Below are 21,551 nucleotides of genomic sequence, written 5' to 3' on the forward strand. Positions count from 1 at the left end.
ATTAAATAACCTAACTATAAGCTAATTAGGTTCATTATATTATGGCAGCACCGCGTAACGTGCCCACATCGAGACTTTCTCGTTTTGCAAAATTAGGCTCATTAGCAACAGGCGTTGCGGGTAATATGCTGGTTGATGGCGCTAAAAGTGCACTAACAGGTAAAGGGTGGGATAACAAACGCTTACTTCTGCAGCCTAAAAATATTGAAAAACTTGCTGTGCAGCTCTCCCACTTACGCGGAGCAGCAATGAAATTAGGCCAGCTTCTATCTATGGATGCTGGTGACTTGCTCAGTCCTGAGCTCGCCCAGTTACTCGCTTTGTTGCGCTCTGACGCAAATCCAATGCCGCATAAGCAGCTGGTTGAAGTTTTAAAAGAACAATGGGGGGACGACTGGCTTTCTCGTTTTTCTCATATTGAACTCAGACCTTTTGCAGCGGCTTCTATTGGGCAAGTGCATTTAGCGTATCAAGAAAATGGCGATAAGCTCGCAGTTAAAGTTCAGTACCCGGGTATTGCAAAGAGTGTTGAGAGCGACGTAGATAACGTGATTACGCTGTTAACCCTATCGCGCCTATTACCTAAAGATCTCGACATTAAACCCCTTGTGAATGAGGCTAAGGCACAATTACTTGCAGAAGCAGATTACCTGCGAGAAGCAGATTATTTAATACGTTACAAAAATGCACTCAACGGCAATGCTCACTTTAAAGTGCCTGATGTTTACACTTCGCACAGTACGCAGCAAGTGCTTACAATGGAATATGTTAATGCTGAACCCATAGAGAGCATCACAGAGCAGCCACAAAGCCAGCGAAGTTTTGTTGCTGAGCAGCTTATTAATTTATTTTTTAAAGAAATGTTTGAATTTAAACTCATTCAAACGGATCCTAACTTTGCTAATTTTCATTATCAAACAGAGACACAAAAAATCGTTTTATTTGATTTTGGTGCAACGCGAGAAATATCAACCGAGTTGAGTTCAGCGTATTTGGCACTATTTAAAGCAGGTAGCGATAACAGCCGAGAGGGCGTATTAAAAGCAGCATCGCAAATTGGTTATTTTAAAGATGACATTATGGATAATTATAAAAATAACGTAATCGACTTGTTTTTAATGGCGTGCGAACCGCTCAGGCATGATGGTGAATTTGATTTTAAACATAGTGAGTTAGCACTTAAAATTAAGGATGCTGGGCTTGCACTTAGTGCTCAATCACAGCAGTGGCACACTCCACCCGTCGATGCGTTGTTTATACACCGAAAACTAGCCGGTTTGTATTTAATAGCTGCTCGTTTGGGGGCAAAAATTGATGTGCGTGCGCTTTTTAGCCATTTCGCATAAATGCTGAGCTAATATCGATACAAATTTACTGGTGCAGTAATGTGTTAAAGTTGTCATAATACTCGTGATATTTCGCGAGGCGTAGTTATGATAAAGCAATTTTTAAACGATCCAAAGTTATTACTCAATGCCGTGGGTGAGGGAATTTACGGATTCGACTTGTCTGGAAACGCTGTATTTGTAAACCCAGCAGCAGAGCGCATGACAGGGTGGAAGGCAGAGGAGCTACTAGGAAAAAAATACATCAATATCATCACCATACCCGTGCCGATGGCACGCCTTACCCTGCAGATGAGTGTCAAATTTACTGTACCATGTTTGATGGTAAACGCCGTGAAGTTAACAATGAAGTGTTTTGGCGCAAAGACGGTAGCTCGTTTGCTGTTGAATATACATCCACTCCAGTGTATCGAAAAAATCAACTTATTGGTGCCGTTGCTATATTTCGTGATATATCGCAGCAGCAACAAACCCAAAATGATTTACAAAACGCACTTAAAAAAATAAAGCAGCTGAGTGAGCAGTTAAAAGACGAGAATAGCTATTTAATAGCAGAGTTAAATCAGGACTGGCAAGACTCTGGGCTTGTAGGGCAAAGCCATGTGTTCCAAACCATGTTAGAGCAAATCAAATTAGTGAGTGAAACCGACACTACCGTGCTTATTCTGGGAGAAAATGGCACAGGTAAAGAGCTAGTAGCACGCAATTTATATAGGTTAAGCAAACGCAGCAAGCATGCCTTTATTAAAGTAAATTGTGCAGCTTTTACACCAAGTTTATTGGAGTCTGAGCTGTTTGGGCATGAGAAAGGCGCTTTTACGGGGGCTAACGAACGTCGTAAAGGCCGATTTGAACTGGCCGATAAAGGCACACTTTTTTTAGATGAAATAGCCGAATTACCTCTAGAATCACAAAGTAAGCTACTAAGAGTGCTACAAGAGCAAGAATTTGAACGGGTTGGTGGTAGCCAAACTTTGAGTGTAAACATTCGAGTTATAGCGGCTACAAACCGCGATTTGTGGCAAATGGTGCAAAAGGGCAGTTTTAGAATAGATTTATATTATCGGCTCAATGTATTTCCTATTAAAGTACCGGCCCTGAGAGAGCGTAAAGAGGATATTCCTTACTTATGCAGCAACCTCATACAGCAATTAAATAAACGCTTAGGGAAGCAGTTAAAAGGGTTAAGTAAAAAAGCAGTTACTAAGCTTCAAGCCTACGATTGGCCTGGTAACATAAGAGAGCTGCAAAATGTACTGGAGCGAGAAGCCATTTTGTCTAAACAATCTGTTTTACAGCTCAATCAACCACTCAATGGTGACACTACGCAAAATGTTGACGAGTCTCTTACCCTCGATGAGGCTCAAAGGCTGCATATAAGCCGTGTTTTAACACTGTGTAACGGGCAAATTTCGGGAAGTAAAGGTGCTGCACTGAAGTTAGGGTTACCTGAAAGCACACTTCGCTCAAAAATGAGAAAGCTAGGAATTAATAAATAATCGCGATATATAACGGCTTTCGTTATATATCACGATTATAAAAAAGCGCGTGAATTATAAAGTTATTTAATATCAATAGATTAAATAAAGTTTCAGTTTGGTCTGAAAGTTGCAAATACTTAAACAACATCCGTTCTAATTAAGTAAGTAACATGAAGTTTGATATTAAAGAGCAAGACATGATCATTAAGCCCTATAACTCAGGGCCAATTTATATTCGCGAGCAAAAAGGCTTTTTTCAACGTATACGCCGTAATTTAGGCTGGTTGCTAATGTTAACGTTTATTGCCATTCCATGGATTCAATATAACGGTCAGCAGGCTGTGCTGTTAGATGTCGCAACACAAACCTTTACTATTTTTGGATTAACACTTCTTCCTCAAGACTTTATGATTTTAGCCATGCTTTTTATGGTGGGAGCCTTTGCGTTATTTTTTGTTACTAATTGGCTTGGCCGAGTTTGGTGCGGTTACACGTGCCCGCAAACAATATGGATGTTGATGTTTACATGGGTTGAGCAACGAATAGAAGGTACACGCAATCAGCGCATTAAATTAGATAAGTCAAAATGGACATTTAGCACGTGGCGTAAAAAAATAGCTAAACACAGCGCGTGGATAGTTATTTCGGTTTTAACAGCGACCTCATTTATGGCGTATTTTATTCCGGCTAAAAATTTATACCTAGGCATGCTTACGTTTGATTGGTCTGGCATTACCACATTTTGGGTGCTTTTTTTTGCTGGGTGTACGTACGGTAATGCTGGTTTTTTAAGAGAAAAAATGTGCACCATTGCATGCCCGTATTCTCGTTTTCAGTCAGTGATGTTTGATAAAGATACCTTAGTTGTTACTTATGATGCTGAACGAGGAGAAAACCGTGGACCACGAAAGCGTAAAGCTGATCCAAAGTCATTAAACCTAGGCGATTGTGTAGACTGTTATTTATGTGTGGAGGTATGCCCTGCGGGTATTGATATAAGAAATGGCTTGCAATATGAGTGCATAAACTGTGGTTTATGTATTGATGCCTGCGATGACACAATGAATAAGTTTGGCTACGACAAAGGCTTAATTAAATACGCGAGTGAAAAACAAATGGAGGGTAAAAAAACTAACCCATTTAGATTAAAGCTTGTTGGCTATGGCACGTTAACTGCCTTACTTATCCTATCGATGTTTACATGGATGATGCAGCGTACACCCATAGAGGCCTCAGTGCTTCGTGATAGAAACGCACTCTACAGAGTAAATTATGAGGGCCTAGTTGAAAACCCATACACACTAACCATTATTAACAAAACACAGCAATCAATGCACTACACAATCGCTATTGAGGGGTTACCTGGGGCAACGCTTAAAAGTCCAAAGGCAACACTCGTACAACCTGGTTTAATGAAAAAAATACCGGTTACGGTTACCGCTGATGGTTACGATATTAAACAAAAAGTAAGTAAATTAAGATTTGTAGTTACCGCGCAGGAAGATGCGAGTATTACCATCACCAAGGACAGTCAGTTTTATAAAAACTAAGTAATTAAACGCCAAGTTGATTAAATAATTAATCCGCTTGGCTGTTTTTAAGGTGCTTAATAACGTATTGTTTGGCACTTTCAACCTCACTAAATATACATTTAGTTCCGTCTCTGCCAACGCTATTTAAAACCCGTTTCATTTGGCTGATTGCGATGGCCGATGTCATTACATAAGCGCTGATATAGCAATTTGCAGCTTGCATTTTTTTGCCAATTTTAGTGAGCAATAACTCGGCTTCAGGCGTCGCTGCTAATACTTTTCGTGAGTCGCTAATATAGCCCCAAGGGTTGCCATTAAATTGTGCAGTAGTACTAATAAGCTTTTCACCAAAAACACTTAGAATATCGGTATCGATGTTACCTGAAAAATCAGCAACAATTATGTTGTTATCTACATAAAAATTAACGTCGCCATAGTCATTTTTTAATGAAAAGTCATAATGCTTATTTTTATCCACTTGCAAGGCTATTTCTCTATTTTATATTACAAATTTGTTACTACGTTTAATAAACCACACTTATGCTAAACATAGCAACTAGTAATTTAGCCTTCATTTCGTAAATAATTTAAAGCACTATCAATAACAGCAACTTGCGCTAATATACATTGTTCACTATTGGCTGAAGGGCTATCTGGGTAAACCTCTGTTGTTGTTACAAAAGGAGCATCAGTAAAGCCCATACATAAACCTAATTGGCGTGCTGCGTAATTTATAACGCCAAATTGTTCCTGCGGTACGCCTATTAATGCATTGTTTTCATCGCTTGGTGCAATGTGCGTAACCTTTGCAACGCCCTCAATAATCACTTTTTGAAATTCTGGCTCTGGCTTTGTACTGTCAGCAACTAAGTAAAACCCATCAGGAATATTCCAGTTTGTATTAGTTGTGCCTTCACGTGCTGCAAGCGCTGGCCTGAATTCACTGTTATCGGAGTCTGTTGTCTCGTGTAAATCAATATGTGCTAGTAGATCAATATTTAATGATTTTACATAGGCCATAACAGCGGCAGACTCGTGTGCTGGGCTATTTTCGTAAAAGGAGCGGTTAGGATCTATTGTGCTTGGGTTCCAGCGGTTAATTGTTTCATAACCCCAAGGGCTAATACAGGGAGTAATAATTATATTAAAGTGTTTTGAATGATTTAAAGCAGAGGTTTTTGCAAATCTAAGCGCTCCATGTACACCACTGGTTTCGTAGCCATGCACGCCACCGGTAATTAAAACCGTTGGTTTGGTATCATCAAAATTAGGTGTTTGCAGGGCATATAATGGATAACAGCCATCGTTGTAATTAAGCTCACCATATTGCTCAACCGTTAATGTGCCTTTAAGCTCGTTAATTAACGTTAACACTTCATTTTGGTAGCTACGCTTTATAACTTGGCTCGCAAGCCATTGAGCTTTATCGTCGTCGTTCCATTTAGTACCGGGTGTGCCAATTGGGTATGTGCTGTCAGTCATTATAAAGCCTTGGTATATCAATATTTAATGAAATAAAGCGCTAGCTTAACGCTGACTAAAATAGCCTGCAACTTAATGCGATGTATCGATATAATTGAGTTACTTCTTAAAAAACTAATCCAAAGCTGTAATAAAGAAAAGTGAATTAAATACACCGTTAGTTATGTAAGCGAGGTATTTAGCCCAAGCCACTAAACTGATAAGCTTGCAGCGCATTTTGCCACTTTTAAGACTATTACTATGAGCAATCAAATTTTATTTAATAAATACATGCTATTAACAGCGATTTTTACACTAGTAAGTACTGTATTTTCGGTTGATTTAGCCGCGCAACAACAAAGCCAAACATTAGTTTTATTAGGATCAGAGCCACGCATGTGCGCTGAAAGTTCGTGTACTAGGAGTGAGAAGGTTGAAAATTTAACCCAAAAAATATACTCACCTACTATTAATAAAATAAAGCTCATAGCAAAAAACTGGCCAACCAGTAGCCTTTCCAATAAAGATGCGACACTAGATGTGCTAAAGCAATTACAAAAGAATGAACCTAAGCATGTGTCAAAGCAAAATTTACTGTGGCAGTGGCGTGACGTAGATAATTTGCAATTAGAAAGCTTATCGGTGCACGAATACAATTATGTGCTTGATATGCTCGAAGTGTCAGAAAGTAAGAATGATAAAAAAATAAATAGCAAAGCAATTAATACTTCACGCTATGAAAATAATGATATTTTACAATTTATTACCGGTAGCCTAAGAGTAAATAGCGCTAAACCGACCATGCTTGTTATTACTGCAGCGCGTCGTGATCCATACGCGTATGCTGAAGCGGCAACATCTCTTTTAGCAGAATCACAAATAAGTACCAAGTGGCTTGCATTAACGCCTGCACTTGCAAAGGCAATAACCACGGGTCGGTGCGATCAACTGCCTTCACTAAGAAACAGCGCTATGCAAGTGTATAACCGAGAGTCAATTTATCCTTTGCAAACTCAAACCGAATACGGCTTGTGTAAAAGTGGAGTAGTTGCATTAACCACATTAATAAAAAACAGTACCGGCGTTATGTTTCATAGTGGCGATACTGCGTTATTGCATAGCGTTTTATTTAATGATGAAAACGAGCCTTACCCATGGACAAATTCACTTATAACAAGCCCGGTTATTGTGGGAATAGGTGAGGGGAGCGCCATACAAGGTAATAGCTTAATTACAAATAAAAACGTAACAAGTACAAATGTACTAAAAGGGGAAACCCTGACCACTAAAAAGGGCTTAGCAACGTTTAATTATGGTGTGTTAAGTACGCACTTTAGTGAGCAAAACCAAACTTTTAAATTGGCCATGATGATTGACACTTTAAGCAATGGTAAAGCTACATCACAGTATGGTTTTGGTGTAGACGAGAATACCGCCTTGGTCGTCATAAAATCGCCAGAAGGTAATTTAATGACGGTCGTAGGTGAAAATGGTGTGGTCCATTTAACTCCCGAGGCAACAAACATTGCTGTGCATCCCCCTGAGCAAAAGACAAATTCAAAACCTCAGAAATACCGCTATTCTTATTGGCCCTCTGGCAGTGTAATTGATGTGAGCAATAACTCATTTACTTTGAGCGAGCGCACATTGGGGAAAACGTTGCCCTCAATAAAAATTCCGCCATTGCCAGTTCAGCGTTTTGGTAGCATATTGACGGATGCTAAATTACGCTCTTTGACACAAGCTATGTGCCTCGCTCAAGAGCAAAGTGCGGTTGCTCAGCAAGATGAATTTTTAATTAGCCTGAATACAAATGCTGATACACGCTATGACCGAATAAACACCAAACCATTTGGTTGTGCTGTGAGTAATTTATCGCTGGTGGTCGAGTCGTTTTAAGTTTAAGGCGTAAATATTTGGATTTTAAGTACCAGCTCGATAAAATAACCAGCATTACGTATAACTACTTTGCATAAAGCAGAGAAATTAAAAGAATTTTAAAATGAATAATGAAAGTGATGTAATCGATAACTTAGCTGACTTAGAGGCTTTTTTATTGGAAGTTGAAAGTGGCGGCTATGGGTTAAAAGGGGTATCTGGCGTTGGTATGGCCACTAAAAACTCAGACGGTACCCGTTTTATTGCCGTATTTGATGATAAACAGCAGTTATTATTGGCTCGCGGTATCACCGAAGATGTATATACTAATGGGCAAGATATGGTTCGTAACGGTGTAAAGCCCAAACACTAGTTACATATAAATCAATAAGCGCTGTTTAGCTTTTTTTTTGCAAAATTTAAAATGAGTTGAAACGTAAAGTAAGGCTAAGAGATATAAAAGGTTAGGAATCGATTTAGTCGAAATAAATGTAGGCTTTTACTACATAACTCCCATATTAACTTATTTCGTTAACTAATTGACCATTTTCATATAATGCCGAATATTGGCGTTTATGCTCTTCAAATAGGTAGGTTCTTAACTGCTCTTTTCCAGTATTAATACGCGTAATTTTTGCAGCCATTCCTGATTTATTTTGCCTAATAGGTTCTATATCAATTGAAATACACTCTTCGTTTGGTAATGTAAACTGCACGTTTTTCATATTACCCAGTCGGCTGTTATCTTTTAGAGGTTTTAAAAATATCCCTGTGCTAGATATAGACTCAATATAAAAACCTTCGCTTTTTATATTGAGTTGGCTCCAACGCCAACTGCGTTGCGTGCCTTTAGTATCAATAACTTCAGGCGCACTGAGTGTTGGGTTAATAACCCCAGAGGGATCTATTTTTAAATCAAGCGGAAACCACAATTGATAGTGCGCAACTTTTGCTAATAGCGTTAAGCTTGCATTGCTTAATAGGTGCGCAATGCCTGCGGGCACACTACTTTGTAAAGTAAGCTTATGATTTGGTTTTACTTCCTGATCTTCTGGCTTAAATAAGTCAGAGATAAAGTTTAATTCTTCAGCTGAAAAGTCCATGTTCAACACCGTAAAAATAAAATCCTATCATATGTTAATTAAATAAAATGCTCAATAAGTGTGCAGGCTTATTTGTTTTCTTTACTATACTGAGAAGTTTTGTTGGGATTTTTTGTAAATTAAACGTGTATCGTTAGCCGCGCTTGTTATATTTCATCCAGATTATGCTTAAGCGAATAACAATATACTTAAAGTATATTTAGCGCCTTCATGTGCTTTTAAAAAACTAAAAACGGTTTTGTTACTTTGTCGTTTTATTAAGTTAGTAATCAGCACCTGGTGAAATGTCGACACGTAAGGATGGTTTTAAGATATTGCTGCATACTGAGTAAGGACCAATTGATAGACACTGTTTTCTAGGCGCAATTTTTAGTCATTTAACCGCTGGTTTAAGTAATCTCTAAGTAAATTTATTTTTCAGGTTAATACTTTTTTGAAGGTTAATTATAGAAACAGGAGGGAGTTAAATGGTCGGTATGGAGAGATTCGAACTCTCGACCCCTGCCACCCCATGACAGTGCGCTACCAGGCTGCGCTACATACCGACGTTGAGTGCAATAGTACGTGTATTTTTTTAAAAATCAATAAGCGATTGTTTGTTTGGGTGTTTATTAGGCAAGTGAGCTAAAAAGCCCACTTAAGCTAGGTTATTTTTTTAGTCTTTATTCAACCAAGTTTTGATCGAGTCGTACATCTCATCACGTATCAACGGCTGTGCTTTTTTGTTAGGGTGTAACCCATCGTTTTGCATTAGCTCTGGTTTATCAGCGATATTGAGCATAAAAAAGTTTAATAAGTGCGTATTAGTTTCTTCGCTAATTTGGCTAAAACTATCAGTAAACATTTTGCTGTAGCGAGGGCCGTAGTTAGGTGGAATGTAAATTTCCATTAATGCGGTCATTACACTAGCTGCTTGGCTTTTTTGTATCAGCGCGGTCAAATTAGCTTGCATTTTTTTTACCGGAAAGCCGCGAAGACCGTCATTTGCACCAAGCTCTATAAGCACGTGTGTTGGCTGGTATTGGGTAAGTAATGCATCTAAACGGCGCAGTGCACCGCCAGAAGTTTCGCCACTAATGCTGGCGTTTACAAGTGCAATGTCGGCTTGCTCGTCATTGTACTTATCTTGTAACAATTTTACCCAGCCTTGCTCTTGTTGTAGGCCATAGGCTGCGCTTAAACTGTCACCAAGTATCAAAATCGTGTTGTCGGCTGCTGCACTCAGCGGTTTGATAACTAAAAATAAAATGAATACTAAACGAAGGATTGAATGAGTCATATGTCAGCGCTTTCTCAATTAAATATAATTCAAGTTAATGGTTTGTCTAAAATAGTAACTACCTTTGAAGGTGAGTTGCCCATCCTCAGCGACATCAGCTTTAATGTCAAGCACGGTGAGTCTGTTGCTATTGTTGGCACGTCGGGATCAGGTAAGTCTACTTTGTTGAGTTTATTAGCAGGCTTGGATACAGCGAGTAATGGCGAAATATTTTTAGACGGTGAGCCGCTTCATGATTTAGATGAAGAAGCGCGTGCAGCACTTCGTGCCGCTAAAATTGGTTTTGTATTTCAGTCTTTCATGTTGGTGCAAAGCTTAACCGCTCTTGAGAACGTAATGTTGCCTGCAGAGTTAGCGGGAAAAAGTGATGCTAAGGAGCAGGCACTTGCTTTGCTTGAAAAAGTAGGCCTAAGCCACCGAACAGATCATTACCCATCTCAGCTTTCGGGTGGTGAGCAACAGCGTGTTGCTATTGCCCGCGCTTTTATTGGCACACCCAAGATTTTATTTGCCGATGAGCCTTCAGCTAACTTAGACAGTAAGAACGGCAAAATGATTGAGTCGCTGTTGTTCGACTTAAATTCTCAACATGGTACAACGCTAATTTTGGTGACGCACGATGAAGGACTCGCTCAAAAATGTGAGCATATTATTCAGATAGAAGCGGGCTTACTTGTAAAAAGTGAAGCAGAGGACGTTGCAAATGTGGGCTAAATTAGCGCTTAAATTATTTGCGCGAGAATTTCGAAGAGGTGAGCTAACGGTAATTAGTGCAGCTATTGCTTTAGCGGTATTAACTGTACTTACCTTGTCTATGGTGACAGATCGAATAGCACAAAGCATTGCACAAAAAAGCAGTGCGTTTATTGCTGCTGACCGAGTATTGGCAAGCAGCCATGCCATTGACACCGCTTTTATTGAGCAAGCTAAAAGTCAAAACTTACAAACCGCGCAAATGGTGTACTTCGACACCATGTTATTTGCTAATGACGAAATGCAATTTAGCTCGGTGAAAGCAGCGTCAGACGCATACCCGTTAAAAGGGCAGCTAAAAGTAAAAAACACATTACTGGGTGAAACGGTTATTGCAAACGGTGGCCCAAATCCAGGCAATGTATGGCTCAGTGAGTCTGTTTTTTACTCGCTGAATATTGATATTGGCTCGCAAGTTGAGCTAGGTGCTGCTTTATTTAATGTTGAAAAAGTGATTGTTGAGGAGCCTGATGCGCCATTCAATGTATTTTCAAGTAGCCGTCGTGTATTAATAAATATTGCAGATGTACCAAAAACAGAGGTTGTTCAGCCTGGTAGCCGTGTTTTTTACCGTCAGCTCTATGCAGGTAGTGAAGACGACATAAACAGCTTTTATGACTGGCTAAAACCACAAATGAAAGAAAACCAACAATGGTACGGTGTTAAAGACCGTCAATCACCAATTTCAAACAGTTTAAACCGAGCAGAGAGTTTTTTATTGTTAGCGGGTTTACTAGGTATTATTTTGGCTGCAGTAGCGATTGCTGTATCAGCCAAACGATACTGCGAGCGCCAATATGACCCTGTTGCGATGATGAAAACATTGGGCGGCAGTCGCTCAATGATCCGTAAAATTTACATGCTTCACTTATTGCTTGTATGTGCAATGGCTGTGAGTATAGGTTTATTGATTGGTTACGGCTTGCAAGAAATAGCCACCGGATACCTTTCAAAAAGTATGGGAAGCGAATTGCCCATGGGTGGATTTAAGCCTTGGCTTGTAGCAATTAGTACGGGTGTAATTTGCGCCGTTATGTTTTCTATTAAACCGTTGTTTGATTTGTTCGATATTCCGCCGCTTAGGGTACTGCGTCGTAATTTAGGTGACAAACTAGCGGTGAGCCGCGTGCACTTGGGTATGAGTGCATTGACCGTGTTTTTGTTAATGTGGTTATTTAGTAACAATATAAAAATAACGCTAATATTATTTATAACCACACTAACTTTAATTGGCGTGTTGTTTTTAATATCTAAACTTATATTTGGCGGTGGCCGGAAACTGGGTTTAAAACCAGGTAATAGCTGGTCATTGGCTATTGCGTCGATTCAAAAGCGTGCCAATGTAAATGCAGTTCAACTTATTAGTTTTTCGCTCGCCATTAAGCTGCTTTTGTTTTTAGTTGTGCTTAAAAATGACATGATTGCTGATTGGCAGTCGCAATTACCAAGCGATGCGCCAAATGCATTTTTAGTTAATATTACGCAAAACGATCTTGAACCAATCAATAACTACCTTGCTGAGAAAGATATATTAGTGTCTGACTTCTACCCAACGATTCGAGGGCGTGTTAACGCGGTAAATGGTGAGTTGGTTGCACGGGAAGTATCTCTTCAAGACAATGAGAAAAAAGACGAAGAAGCGCGTTCGGGTATTGGCCGTGAGCTAAACTTAACGTGGCTTAAAAATGTACCGGCTCAAAACGAGATAATTCAAGGCGAGTGGTTTGGTGAAAACGCAGTGGCCGAGGCATCAGTTGAAGAGTCGATGTTAGAGCGCCTTGATGTGGAAATTGGCGATACACTTACCTTTTTAATTGGCGCGCAGTCGTTCGATGCTAAAATTACCAGCGTTCGTACAGTTAACTGGGCAACGCTTAAACCCAACTTCTTTATTATACTCAGCCCTGATGTACTTAAAGATTTTCCGGCAACGTATATTTCGTCGGTTAGGATAGAACCTGAGCAAAAGCGCGACTTTAGCCAACTGTTGCGCACCTATCCAACCATTACTGCAATCGATGTAGACAACTTTGTAAAGCAAATACAAACCACAATATCTCAAGTCTCACTCGCCATTGGTTTTGTACTTGCCATTGTTGTTTTGTGCGGTGCATTAGTACTGATTTCGCAAGTGCAAGCGAGCTTAGGTGAACGCATGCAAGAAATTGTAATTTTAAGAACATTAGGTGCTAAAAGCCGTTTAATTAAAAACGCGACCTTGTACGAGTTTTTATTATTAGGTGGCTTAGCCGGTTTAGTTGCTGCATTTTTTAGCGACTTAGCGCTTTTGATTGTGCAGCAACAAATGTTTGAACTTACGGGCAAGCTTCATCCACATATATGGATTATAGGCCCGCTTGCTGGTGGTTTATTTGTAGCCGGGTTGGGTTATTTAATGATTGCCCGTACCCTTAAACAAAACACCCAAGGGTTAGTTCGCGCTTTAGGGTAAACTAACTATTATTGCGCTTAAAATGCTCGCTATTTAAGCGAGCATTTTTGTTTTTGCTTGGTACTGGTATTTTATACAGTGCTCTGGCATTATTAGCCTAATTTACAATAAAAACAACGAGAATGTGATTTGGCCATTATTTTAGGGATCGACCCAGGATCGCGTTTGACTGGTTACGGTGTAGTTGCTCACCAAGGTGCTAAATTTACTTATTTAGGCAGTGGTTGTATAAAATTAGCCGATCATCCTTTTCCGGTACGCCTTAAAATGATTTACCAGGGCATCACTCAACTTGTTGAGCAGTTTTCGCCTGAAACGTTTGCTATAGAAAAAGTATTTATGGCTCATAATCCCGATTCTGCATTAAAACTTGGCCAAGCGCGTGGTGCTGCCATTGTGGGTGCTGCAATGGCTGATTTGCCAGTGTTTGAGTATTCGGCAAGGCAAATTAAACAAGCTGTAGTAGGCAACGGTGGTGCAGACAAAAGCCAAGTCCAGCATATGGTAAAAAATATTCTAAAATTACCAGGTACGCCTCAAGCCGATGCAGCAGATGCATTAGCAATAGCAATTTGCCATGCTCATTCAGAACAAAATTTAATTAAACTAGCGGGAAGCGCAAGCAAAACCGTTAGAGGACGCTTAAGGAAATAACAATGATAGGCCGCTTAAATGGTATTTTAGTTGAAAAACAACCCCCCGAAATTTTACTTGAAGTAAGCGGCGTGGGTTATGAAGTACAAATGCCAATGACCTGTTTTTACGACTTACCAAAAGTGGGTGAAAACACGATTGTTTATACTCATTTTGTAGTGCGTGAAGATGCGCAGTTACTGTTTGGTTTTAATAATAAAACAGAGCGCGCATTATTTAGAGAGCTTTTAAAAGCTAATGGTGTAGGGCCAAAACTCGGGCTCGCTATTTTATCGGGAATGTCGGCGCAACAGTTTGTTAGCTGTGTAAATAATGAAGATGCTACATCGCTGGTTAAATTACCGGGTGTGGGTAAAAAAACAGCTGAACGTTTAGTGCTTGAGATGAAAGACCGTCTAAAAGATTGGGGTAATGATTTATTTACACCATTTAGCGATAGCGCAGTTATAGAGCCTCACAGCGATGCATTAGTGGCTAATAATGCAGCGGATGATGCCGTTTCTGCACTTGTTGCATTAGGGTATAAATTGCCACAGGCACAAAAAGCAGTAAAATCGGTGAGTAAACCGGATATGTCTACTGAGGTTCTTATAAAAGAATCTTTAAAATCGATGTTGTGAGTAACCCATGATTGAAGCGGATCGCTTAATTGACGCGACTGAAAAAACAAATGAAGACTCGATTGACCGAGCAATTAGGCCAAAACTGTTGGCTGATTACCGAGGTCAACCGCATGTTAAGCAGCAAATGGAAATATTTATTGAAGCTGCACGCAGCCGCGATGAAGCGCTTGATCATTTATTAATATTTGGTCCGCCAGGTTTAGGAAAAACCACGCTGGCGAATATTGTAGCAAACGAATTAAACGTAAATATTAAAACCACCTCAGGACCTGTACTTGAAAAAGCAGGCGATTTAGCGGCACTTCTTACAAACCTTGAAGAAGGCGATGTACTGTTTATCGACGAGATCCACAGGTTAAGCCCACAGGTTGAAGAAATACTTTACCCTGCAATGGAAGACTATCAGCTTGACATAATGATAGGTGAAGGCCCTGCTGCACGTTCTATTAAACTGGATTTGCCGCCATTTACGTTAATAGGCGCAACAACACGTGCAGGCTCACTCACATCTCCACTACGTGACCGTTTTGGCATAGTGCAGCGTTTAGAGTTTTATTCAGTAGAGGATTTATCGCATATAGTGGGCCGCTCAGCTCATTATCTTGATTTAGAAATGTGCGACGATGGCGCTAGTGAAATAGCTAAACGATCACGAGGTACGCCGCGTATTGCTAATCGTTTATTGCGCCGTGTGCGAGATTATACTCAGGTTAAATCTGACGGCACTGTAAATGCAGACGTTGCGCAGCAAGCACTTGACATGATTGACGTAGATAAAAGCGGTTTTGATTATATGGATCGTAAATACTTATTAGCCATCATTGAAAAATTCATGGGTGGTCCTGTAGGGCTCGATAATTTAGCCGCTGCCATTGGTGAAGAGCGTGAAACAATAGAAGATGTTATTGAACCGTTTTTAATTCAACAAGGGTTTATTCAGCGCACACCGCGCGGACGTATTGTGTCAGACAATGCGTACCATCATTTTGGCTTGTTACCTAAAAAAGACTAATTTTAAACACCTTTCCTAAACCCTTGCTAAAAATAACCGTTAGCAAGGGCACGTCCGTTTATAACGTATTTTATCTACTAAAAGTCATTTGCTTTACCATTAACTAGCCTGAATTCTGGTTAACCAACAATTCACAGAGCGTTAAGGCGTATGTGGCTATTGTGCCTTTCATAAAATTCAACTTAGTCAGTGCTGACTATGGCTGGCTAGGTTTAGTGCTAAATTTCTGGCTCAATAAACAATATTAAATGAATCTGTATATTTTGGTCTAGGCCAAATTTCAGGTAAAAAAAAGCCCGCAAATAATGCGGGCTAACAACAAGTTAAAGGAAGTAATCTGGGGGAACCATGTTTTACACTGTTAGGTTTTATCCAAATAGAGTAAAACAATGTAATACGACTTAAAATCATATTACTAAGAACAGGACATAATGAAACAGTTTCATTTAATGCGCTAGCTCGGTATGGGAGAATAATACGGAATATCTAAAAATTGTTCAAACTAGAAAATTTGTTTTTTCAGATTAAAAAAACTAATGTATTTAGTTTTGTTGTAGTTTGTAAATTGTTCGTTAAATAACCATATATTTTATAAGTTAATGAAAAATAGTACTTAAGTATATTTTTGTATAATTGTTCGGTATTAGTTTTAGTATTCTGGTAGGTAACGTTAACGTGGTTTTGCGTGTTTATGCATTAATTTTGAATAAATGGCGTGTTTTATGATGTTTATTTATATAATTACGCAGCTGAACCTGAGTTTTTATTTTATTTGAATAAAAATTTATATAACCAGGCGTAAAAAATAAACAACATAGCCGATTTTTAACGTTTTTTGTTGGCTATTCATAGCAATATCGTTGTTAGTTTGAAATGGACTCGATACACTAGATGCAACTAATTGACCTTAGTTGCGGTCATAATTGCACAAATCATTACAATTGACGTATTTTGATACTATTTAGGAGTTTAATGTGGGATCAGGGCTTAATTTTTTGGATCTAATTTTAGAAGCCAGTTTGCTTGTACAATTAGTAATGTTAGGGCTAGTTGCCATGTCGGTTATGTCGTGGGCTATTATTTTTCAACGTAAAAAAGCAATCTCTGATGCGCTTTCGAATGCTAAAAAGTTTGAGCAAAAGTTTTGGTCAGGCATTGATTTAAGTAAGCTTTATAACGAAATTTCATCTCGCAGTGCTCAGTCTCATGGTATTGAGGCGTTATTTACGGCAGGCTTTAAAGAATTTGCGCGTCATAAAAAAAATACATTTCAAGGCGCAAGTATAGTCATGGAAGGTACGCATCGTTCAATGCGTGTAGCGTTGTCCCGTGAAATCGAAAAAATTGAAAAAAGCCTATCGTTCTTGGCAACGGTCGGTTCTATAAGTCCTTACATCGGTTTATTTGGCACTGTGTGGGGTATTATGAATGCCTTTATTGCATTGGGTGAAGTAAAACAAGCCACATTACAAATGGTTGCTCCTGGCATAGCAGAGGCTCTAATTGCTACGGCAATGGGCTTATTTGCTGCAATTCCGGCTGTAATTGCTTATAACCGTTTTTCAAACAGTGTTGAAAAGCTTGAATCTCACTACATCAACTTTATGGAAGAGTTTGCTAATATTTTACACCGTCAAGCAGCTACACAAATAGAGGCACAAGCGAATGTATCATCGTAAAAAGCGCCGCCCAGTAGCAGAAATTAATGTAGTACCTTATATCGATGTAATGTTGGTGCTGCTGATTATTTTCATGGCGACTGCGCCACTAATCACTCACGGTGTAAAAGTAGATTTACCAAAAATGGAAGAATCTGATTTAGTTGATACAAAAGATACACCACCAATCATTGCGTCTATTGATGCTGAGGGTAAATATTACGTCAGTGTAGGTACTGCTCCAGAGGAACCAATGGAAGCACTCGATGTAGCCGCAGTGATTAAATTGCAGTTAATGAAAAATCCAGATGTACCTGTAATGATTAAAGGTTCTGGTAAAGTATCGTATCAAGAAGTGCTATTGCTAATGGATTTTTTGAAAAACGCAGGTGTGCCGTCAGTGGGATTGATGACCGAATCCTTTGAGGGGAATTAACTGGATGAGTAGTGCATTAGTAAAATCGGTGGTTTTGCATTTAGGTTTGGGCGGATTGTTGTACGCGTCAGCTAACATTCATGCACCAACCCCTAAAGTAATGGAAGTGACGTTAAATACGGCCATACCTGAACCCGACAATGCTGTTTCTGCGGTAACAGTTGACCAAAAAATGGTTGAGCAAAAAATTGCTGAGCTACAAAAAAAAGAAAAAGATAAAAAGCGTGCTGAAGATAAGCGGATACGTGATTTAGAACGCAGGGCTGCAGATGCTCGCAAACAACGTGAATCTGAGGCTCGAAACATCAAAAAGCTTGAGCGTGAACGCAAAGCTAAAGAGAAAGAAAAAGCACAAGCTGAAGCTCAAGCAAAAAAGGCGCGTGAGATAGAGCAAAAAGAGCGTGCTAAAGCTAAGCAAGCAGAAAAGCAAAAACAAGAGGCCGAAAAGGCAGCAAAAGCGGCGGCAGATAAACGTAAGCTCGAAGAAGAAGCGCTAAAAAAAGCAGAAGCTGAACGTATTAAGCGTGAGCAAGAAGCTAAAGAGCGTGCAGCCGAAGCTGAACGTAAGCGTCAACAAGCATTACAAGAACAAATATTACAAGAACAACTTGCTAAAGAGCAGGCTGCACGTAGTAAAATACGCCAGCAACAAGTTGCGAGTGAAGTTGACAAATACCGTGCTTTGATTATGGCGCGTATCCAACAAAACTTGTTAATTGATGAAAAAATGAAAAACCAACAATGTCGAGTGAATATTCGTCTTGGCTTTAATGGTTTAGTTACGCAAGTTAAGTCTTTAGGTGGTGATAAGCTAGTGTGTGAAGCCGCGCTCAGAGCGGTTCGTATGGCCGACACATTACCTGTGTCTAAAGACAGAGACGTGTTTGACCAGCTAAAAAATATTAACTTAACAATCAAGCCAGAATTTTAAAGGAATGATATGTTCAATAAACTAAGAGTAGCCTGTGTAGTATTGCTACTAGGGTTTCAAGGCATTGCAAATGCTGCACTTGAAATTGTAATTACCGAAGGTGTTGACGGCGCAAGGCCTATTGCTATTGTGCCATTTAAATACACCGGAATAGGTCCGATCCCACAAAAACTAAGTGATGTGATTGCAGCTGATTTAGTCCGAAGTGGTAAGTTTAAGCCGGTTGATGTTGCGCAAATGCCACAACAACCAAGCGAGGACCAAGCAATTGATTATGCCTCATGGGTTAATCAAGGGGTTGAGGCCGTTTTAGTTGGTCAAGTTGAACAGCAAACCGATGGCCGATACTTAGTCCGCTATGAATTAGTGGATGTAATTCGTGGTCAAATCACGGGTGGCAACACCCAAATGATGTCTAATGGGCAATTAGTAAAAAGCCAAGACCACATTTTAGAAGCCAGAGAAAGCGTTATTTCCGAAAGTGGGTTTCGCCGCTATTCACACCGTATTAGTGATGTGATTTATGAAAAACTAACAGGCGAAAAAGGTGCATTTTTAACTAAAATTGCCTATGTGATTGTGCGTGACGAAGACGATAAGCCGTATCAACTCGTTGTTGCCGATTACGATGGATTCAACGAACAAGTACTTTTGCGCTCTAAAGAGCCGTTAATGTCACCCGCATGGTCACCAGATGGTACCAAGCTTGCTTATGTAACGTTTGAAAATCGTCAAAGCCAAATATATATCCAAGACTTATATACAGGTAAGCGAGAAGTGGTAGCCAGCTATCGTGGGATTAATGGTGCGCCGCAGTTTTCACCTGATGGTAAAGAGCTTCTATTAGTCCTTTCAAAAGATAAAACAGGTGCAACGGAAATTTATTTACTAAACCTGGCAACGCGTAAAGAAACACGCCTAACAAACCACCGTAGCATAGATACTGAACCATCTTGGTACCCAAATGGTCAAGATATAGTGTTTACCTCGGAAAGGGGTGGTAATGCTCAGATTTATAAGTTAAATTTAAAAACTGGCAGATCAAAGCGCCTAACGTTTGATGGCGATATGAATCTTGCAGGGTCAGTTACGCCTGACAGTAAAGAATTAGTGATGGTTAATCGTACGAACGGTAAGTACCATCTTGCTAAAAAAGAGCTAGCTTCTGGCGCGTTTCAAGTATTAACGCGAACTCGCTTAGATGAATCACCGAGTATAGCGCCAAACGGCTCGATGATAATATACAGCACGCTCCATAATAACAAACAGGTACTGGCGTTAGTATCGATGGACGGCCGCTTTAAAGCACGATTACCTGTGCTAGACGGACAAGTAAAGGCACCAGCTTGGTCGCCATATTTACAGTAATGTTACTGGTTTACTCAAAATAGGAATCTACTCAATGCAACTTAATAAAATACTTAAAGGCCTGCTAATTGCTGTGCCAGTAATGACATTAGCAGCTTGTAGCTCATCTTCAGATATCGACGAAGGTGCTGCAAACCAATCTAATCAAACTGCTGTTGAGCAAACAACTAGCAACGATACAGTTGAAGTAGCAACAATTTCGCCTGAAGAACGTGCTGAAGAACAACTTCGTCAAAAATACGAAGCACTTCGTCAAGAGCAAGTAATCTACTTTGATTTTGATAAAGCGACAATTGAAAGCAAATATGCTGATTTACTTCGCGCACATGCTGACTTTTTAGTAAAAAACCCATCGGTTAAAGTATTAATTGAAGGCCATGCAGATGAGCGTGGCACGCCAGAGTACAATATTGCACTAGGTGAAAACCGTGGTCAGTCAGTTGAAAAATACCTGCTAAGCTTAGGTGTATCAGCTAGCCAAATGTCAGTAGTGAGCTACGGTGAAGAAAAACCAATGGTTAAGTCTCGCACTGAATCAGCTTTCGCTAAAAACCGCCGTGCGGTATTAGTTTACTAAGATAAGAGATATTATGAAGCCGAAAATTATTTTGGCAGCAATGATATTGAGCGGGAGCACCCAGTTATGGGCTGCTCCCGCTCCTGTTTCAGAAGCTGCGAGTTCACAGTCAAGTATTGAGAAGCGCTTAGCGTCGTTAGAAAGTATGATGCAATCGCGTAATTTCTTGCAAGCCGAGTTACAACAGCAACTTAATTTACTTCAAGATGAAGTAAGCCAAATTCGTGGAGTGACGGAAGAGCAAAGCTATAAACTAGAAAAAGTACTTCAGCGTCAGCGTGAGCTTTATCAAGAGATTGAAAACCGTGTTAGTCAAGCGTATTCACAGCCTGCAGCAGTGCCTGCAACCGACTATGCACAACCTAATGACTCACAAGCATATAGCAGTGATTTATCTGAGAATGAGGCTTACGAGCGTGCTGTTGCACTTATAATGAAAGATAAACGCTACGATCAGGCTATTCCAGAGTTTCAAACGTTTTTAAATACATATCCAGAATCTGTGTATGCGTCAAACGCACACTATTGGTTAGGTCAATTATTAACAATTAAAAACGATGGAGTTAAAGCGGTTGATCACTTTAGAGTGGTTGTAAACGAATATCCAAATTCAAATAAACGCCCAGACGCCATGTTAAAATTAGGCACGCTTTTAAAAGAGCAAGGACTGACAGGCGAATCGTTAAAAATACTTAACGAACTTGTTACGCAGTACCCAAGTACAACGGCTGCAAAATTAGCCACAGATCGCCTGTCTAATTAATTGAATCAGCTTGATTAGACTGCTTTTTGTCATAAGCGGTCTAAAATTGGTCAACTAGGCATAAAAACTTAAAAAAAGAGACAATTTCGGTTGCACTCATTTTATAAATAAGTATTATAAGCGCCCGCAGCAAACGAATGGTTACCCCACTCAAAATGTTGCAAAAAGAGCGGGTCATTAGCTCAGTTGGTAGAGCAGTTGACTTTTAATCAATTGGTCGATGGTTCGAATCCATCATGACCCA

General features: G+C 39.7%; 19 protein-coding genes, 2 tRNA genes and 1 pseudogene. 17 read left to right on the top strand and 5 right to left on the bottom strand.

Features of this window, described 5'->3' with window-relative positions; genetic code table 11:
* Positions 1 to 41: 41 nt before the first annotated feature.
* From R0J88_RS17020 to ccoG, 3 genes and pseudogenes are all read left to right on the top strand, one after another.
* Positions 42 to 1,346, top strand: coding sequence for an ABC1 kinase family protein (locus R0J88_RS17020; protein WP_286888615.1), 1,305 nt, complete (start codon positions 42 to 44; stop codon positions 1,344 to 1,346).
* A gap of 87 nt (positions 1,347 to 1,433) precedes the next feature.
* Positions 1,434 to 2,845: pseudogene (locus R0J88_RS17025) on the top strand (sigma-54 interaction domain-containing protein).
* A 152-nt stretch (positions 2,846 to 2,997) separates the two neighbouring features.
* Entirely contained in the window at positions 2,998 to 4,377 is a 1,380-nt protein-coding gene (ccoG, locus tag R0J88_RS17030) for a cytochrome c oxidase accessory protein CcoG (RefSeq protein WP_410900515.1), read from the top strand.
* 28 nt (positions 4,378 to 4,405) lie between these two features.
* Here the strand turns inward: ccoG and R0J88_RS17035 are convergent, their stop codons facing one another.
* Complete coding sequence (locus tag R0J88_RS17035; protein WP_410900524.1) at positions 4,406 to 4,837, bottom strand: hypothetical protein; 432 nt, start codon at positions 4,835 to 4,837, stop codon at positions 4,406 to 4,408.
* 86 nt (positions 4,838 to 4,923) lie between these two features.
* Positions 4,924 to 5,841 carry a M14 family metallocarboxypeptidase gene (locus R0J88_RS17040; RefSeq protein ID WP_410900516.1) on the bottom strand — a complete coding sequence of 306 codons (918 nt, stop codon included), beginning with the start codon at positions 5,839 to 5,841 and terminating at the stop codon, positions 4,924 to 4,926.
* A gap of 240 nt (positions 5,842 to 6,081) precedes the next feature.
* Here R0J88_RS17040 and R0J88_RS17045 point away from each other — a divergent pair, with 240 nt between their 5' ends.
* Together R0J88_RS17045 and R0J88_RS17050 are read left to right on the top strand one after the other, a co-directional pair.
* Positions 6,082 to 7,719 carry a cyanophycinase gene (locus R0J88_RS17045; protein WP_410900517.1) on the top strand — a complete coding sequence of 546 codons (1,638 nt, stop codon included), beginning with the start codon at positions 6,082 to 6,084 and terminating at the stop codon, positions 7,717 to 7,719.
* Positions 7,720 to 7,822: 103 nt separating this feature from the next.
* On the top strand, positions 7,823 to 8,071 hold the full coding sequence (locus tag R0J88_RS17050) for a hypothetical protein (RefSeq protein ID WP_006794483.1): 249 nt from the start codon (positions 7,823 to 7,825) through the stop codon (positions 8,069 to 8,071).
* A gap of 145 nt (positions 8,072 to 8,216) precedes the next feature.
* Here R0J88_RS17050 and R0J88_RS17055 read toward each other — a convergent pair whose 3' ends face one another.
* The 3 genes from R0J88_RS17055 to R0J88_RS17065 form a co-directional block, all read right to left on the bottom strand.
* Entirely contained in the window at positions 8,217 to 8,801 is a 585-nt protein-coding gene (locus tag R0J88_RS17055) for a hypothetical protein (RefSeq protein ID WP_410900518.1), read from the bottom strand.
* 468 nt (positions 8,802 to 9,269) lie between these two features.
* A tRNA-Pro gene (locus tag R0J88_RS17060) sits at positions 9,270 to 9,346 on the bottom strand.
* Between the two features lie 110 nt (positions 9,347 to 9,456).
* Positions 9,457 to 10,080: an arylesterase gene (locus tag R0J88_RS17065; protein WP_410900519.1), complete on the bottom strand. Its 624-nt coding sequence runs from the start codon at positions 10,078 to 10,080 to the stop codon at positions 9,457 to 9,459.
* Between R0J88_RS17065 and R0J88_RS17070 the strand changes: the two genes are divergently transcribed.
* The 12 genes from R0J88_RS17070 to R0J88_RS17125 all read left to right on the top strand — a co-directional run bounded on the left by R0J88_RS17070 (position 10,081) and on the right by R0J88_RS17125 (position 21,551).
* Positions 10,081 to 10,794 (top strand): ABC transporter ATP-binding protein, encoded by a 714-nt coding sequence (locus tag R0J88_RS17070; protein WP_248520297.1) that lies wholly within the window; start codon positions 10,081 to 10,083, stop codon positions 10,792 to 10,794.
* The gene (locus R0J88_RS17075; protein WP_410900520.1) at positions 10,784 to 13,285 is read left to right on the top strand and encodes an ABC transporter permease; all 2,502 of its coding nucleotides are present in this window, start codon (positions 10,784 to 10,786) and stop codon (positions 13,283 to 13,285) included. Before R0J88_RS17070 ends, R0J88_RS17075 begins: the two co-directional genes overlap by 11 nt.
* Before the next feature lie 129 nt (positions 13,286 to 13,414).
* Positions 13,415 to 13,939, top strand: a complete 525-nt coding sequence (ruvC, locus tag R0J88_RS17080) for a crossover junction endodeoxyribonuclease RuvC (RefSeq protein WP_008131991.1) — start codon at positions 13,415 to 13,417, stop codon at positions 13,937 to 13,939.
* A 2-nt stretch (positions 13,940 to 13,941) separates the two neighbouring features.
* Entirely contained in the window at positions 13,942 to 14,559 is a 618-nt protein-coding gene (gene ruvA / locus R0J88_RS17085; RefSeq protein WP_006794477.1) for a Holliday junction branch migration protein RuvA, read from the top strand.
* Between the two features lie 7 nt (positions 14,560 to 14,566).
* Positions 14,567 to 15,574 carry a Holliday junction branch migration DNA helicase RuvB gene (gene ruvB, locus R0J88_RS17090; protein WP_039037913.1) on the top strand — a complete coding sequence of 336 codons (1,008 nt, stop codon included), beginning with the start codon at positions 14,567 to 14,569 and terminating at the stop codon, positions 15,572 to 15,574.
* Positions 15,575 to 16,548: 974 nt separating this feature from the next.
* On the top strand, positions 16,549 to 17,253 hold the full coding sequence (gene tolQ / locus R0J88_RS17095) for a protein TolQ (protein ID WP_006794475.1): 705 nt from the start codon (positions 16,549 to 16,551) through the stop codon (positions 17,251 to 17,253).
* A complete protein-coding gene (gene tolR, locus R0J88_RS17100; protein ID WP_410900521.1) occupies positions 17,240 to 17,668 on the top strand; it encodes a protein TolR in 429 nt (142 codons plus the stop codon). The genes tolQ and tolR overlap by 14 nt, the downstream gene beginning before the upstream one ends.
* Before the next feature lie 4 nt (positions 17,669 to 17,672).
* Positions 17,673 to 18,599 carry a cell envelope integrity protein TolA gene (gene tolA / locus R0J88_RS17105; RefSeq protein WP_006794473.1) on the top strand — a complete coding sequence of 309 codons (927 nt, stop codon included), beginning with the start codon at positions 17,673 to 17,675 and terminating at the stop codon, positions 18,597 to 18,599.
* A gap of 9 nt (positions 18,600 to 18,608) precedes the next feature.
* Positions 18,609 to 19,967 carry a Tol-Pal system beta propeller repeat protein TolB gene (gene tolB / locus R0J88_RS17110; RefSeq protein ID WP_010557248.1) on the top strand — a complete coding sequence of 453 codons (1,359 nt, stop codon included), beginning with the start codon at positions 18,609 to 18,611 and terminating at the stop codon, positions 19,965 to 19,967.
* Positions 19,968 to 20,001: 34 nt separating this feature from the next.
* Positions 20,002 to 20,544, top strand: coding sequence for a peptidoglycan-associated lipoprotein Pal (pal, locus tag R0J88_RS17115; protein ID WP_058404868.1), 543 nt, complete (start codon positions 20,002 to 20,004; stop codon positions 20,542 to 20,544).
* Positions 20,545 to 20,557: 13 nt separating this feature from the next.
* Positions 20,558 to 21,307: a tol-pal system protein YbgF gene (gene ybgF / locus R0J88_RS17120; protein WP_410900522.1), complete on the top strand. Its 750-nt coding sequence runs from the start codon at positions 20,558 to 20,560 to the stop codon at positions 21,305 to 21,307.
* A 171-nt stretch (positions 21,308 to 21,478) separates the two neighbouring features.
* Positions 21,479 to 21,551: transfer RNA gene (locus tag R0J88_RS17125), tRNA-Lys, on the top strand.

Source organism: Pseudoalteromonas sp. SIMBA_162, from assembly GCF_046535955.1.
Classification (GTDB): Bacteria; Pseudomonadota; Gammaproteobacteria; order Enterobacterales; family Alteromonadaceae; genus Pseudoalteromonas; species Pseudoalteromonas marina.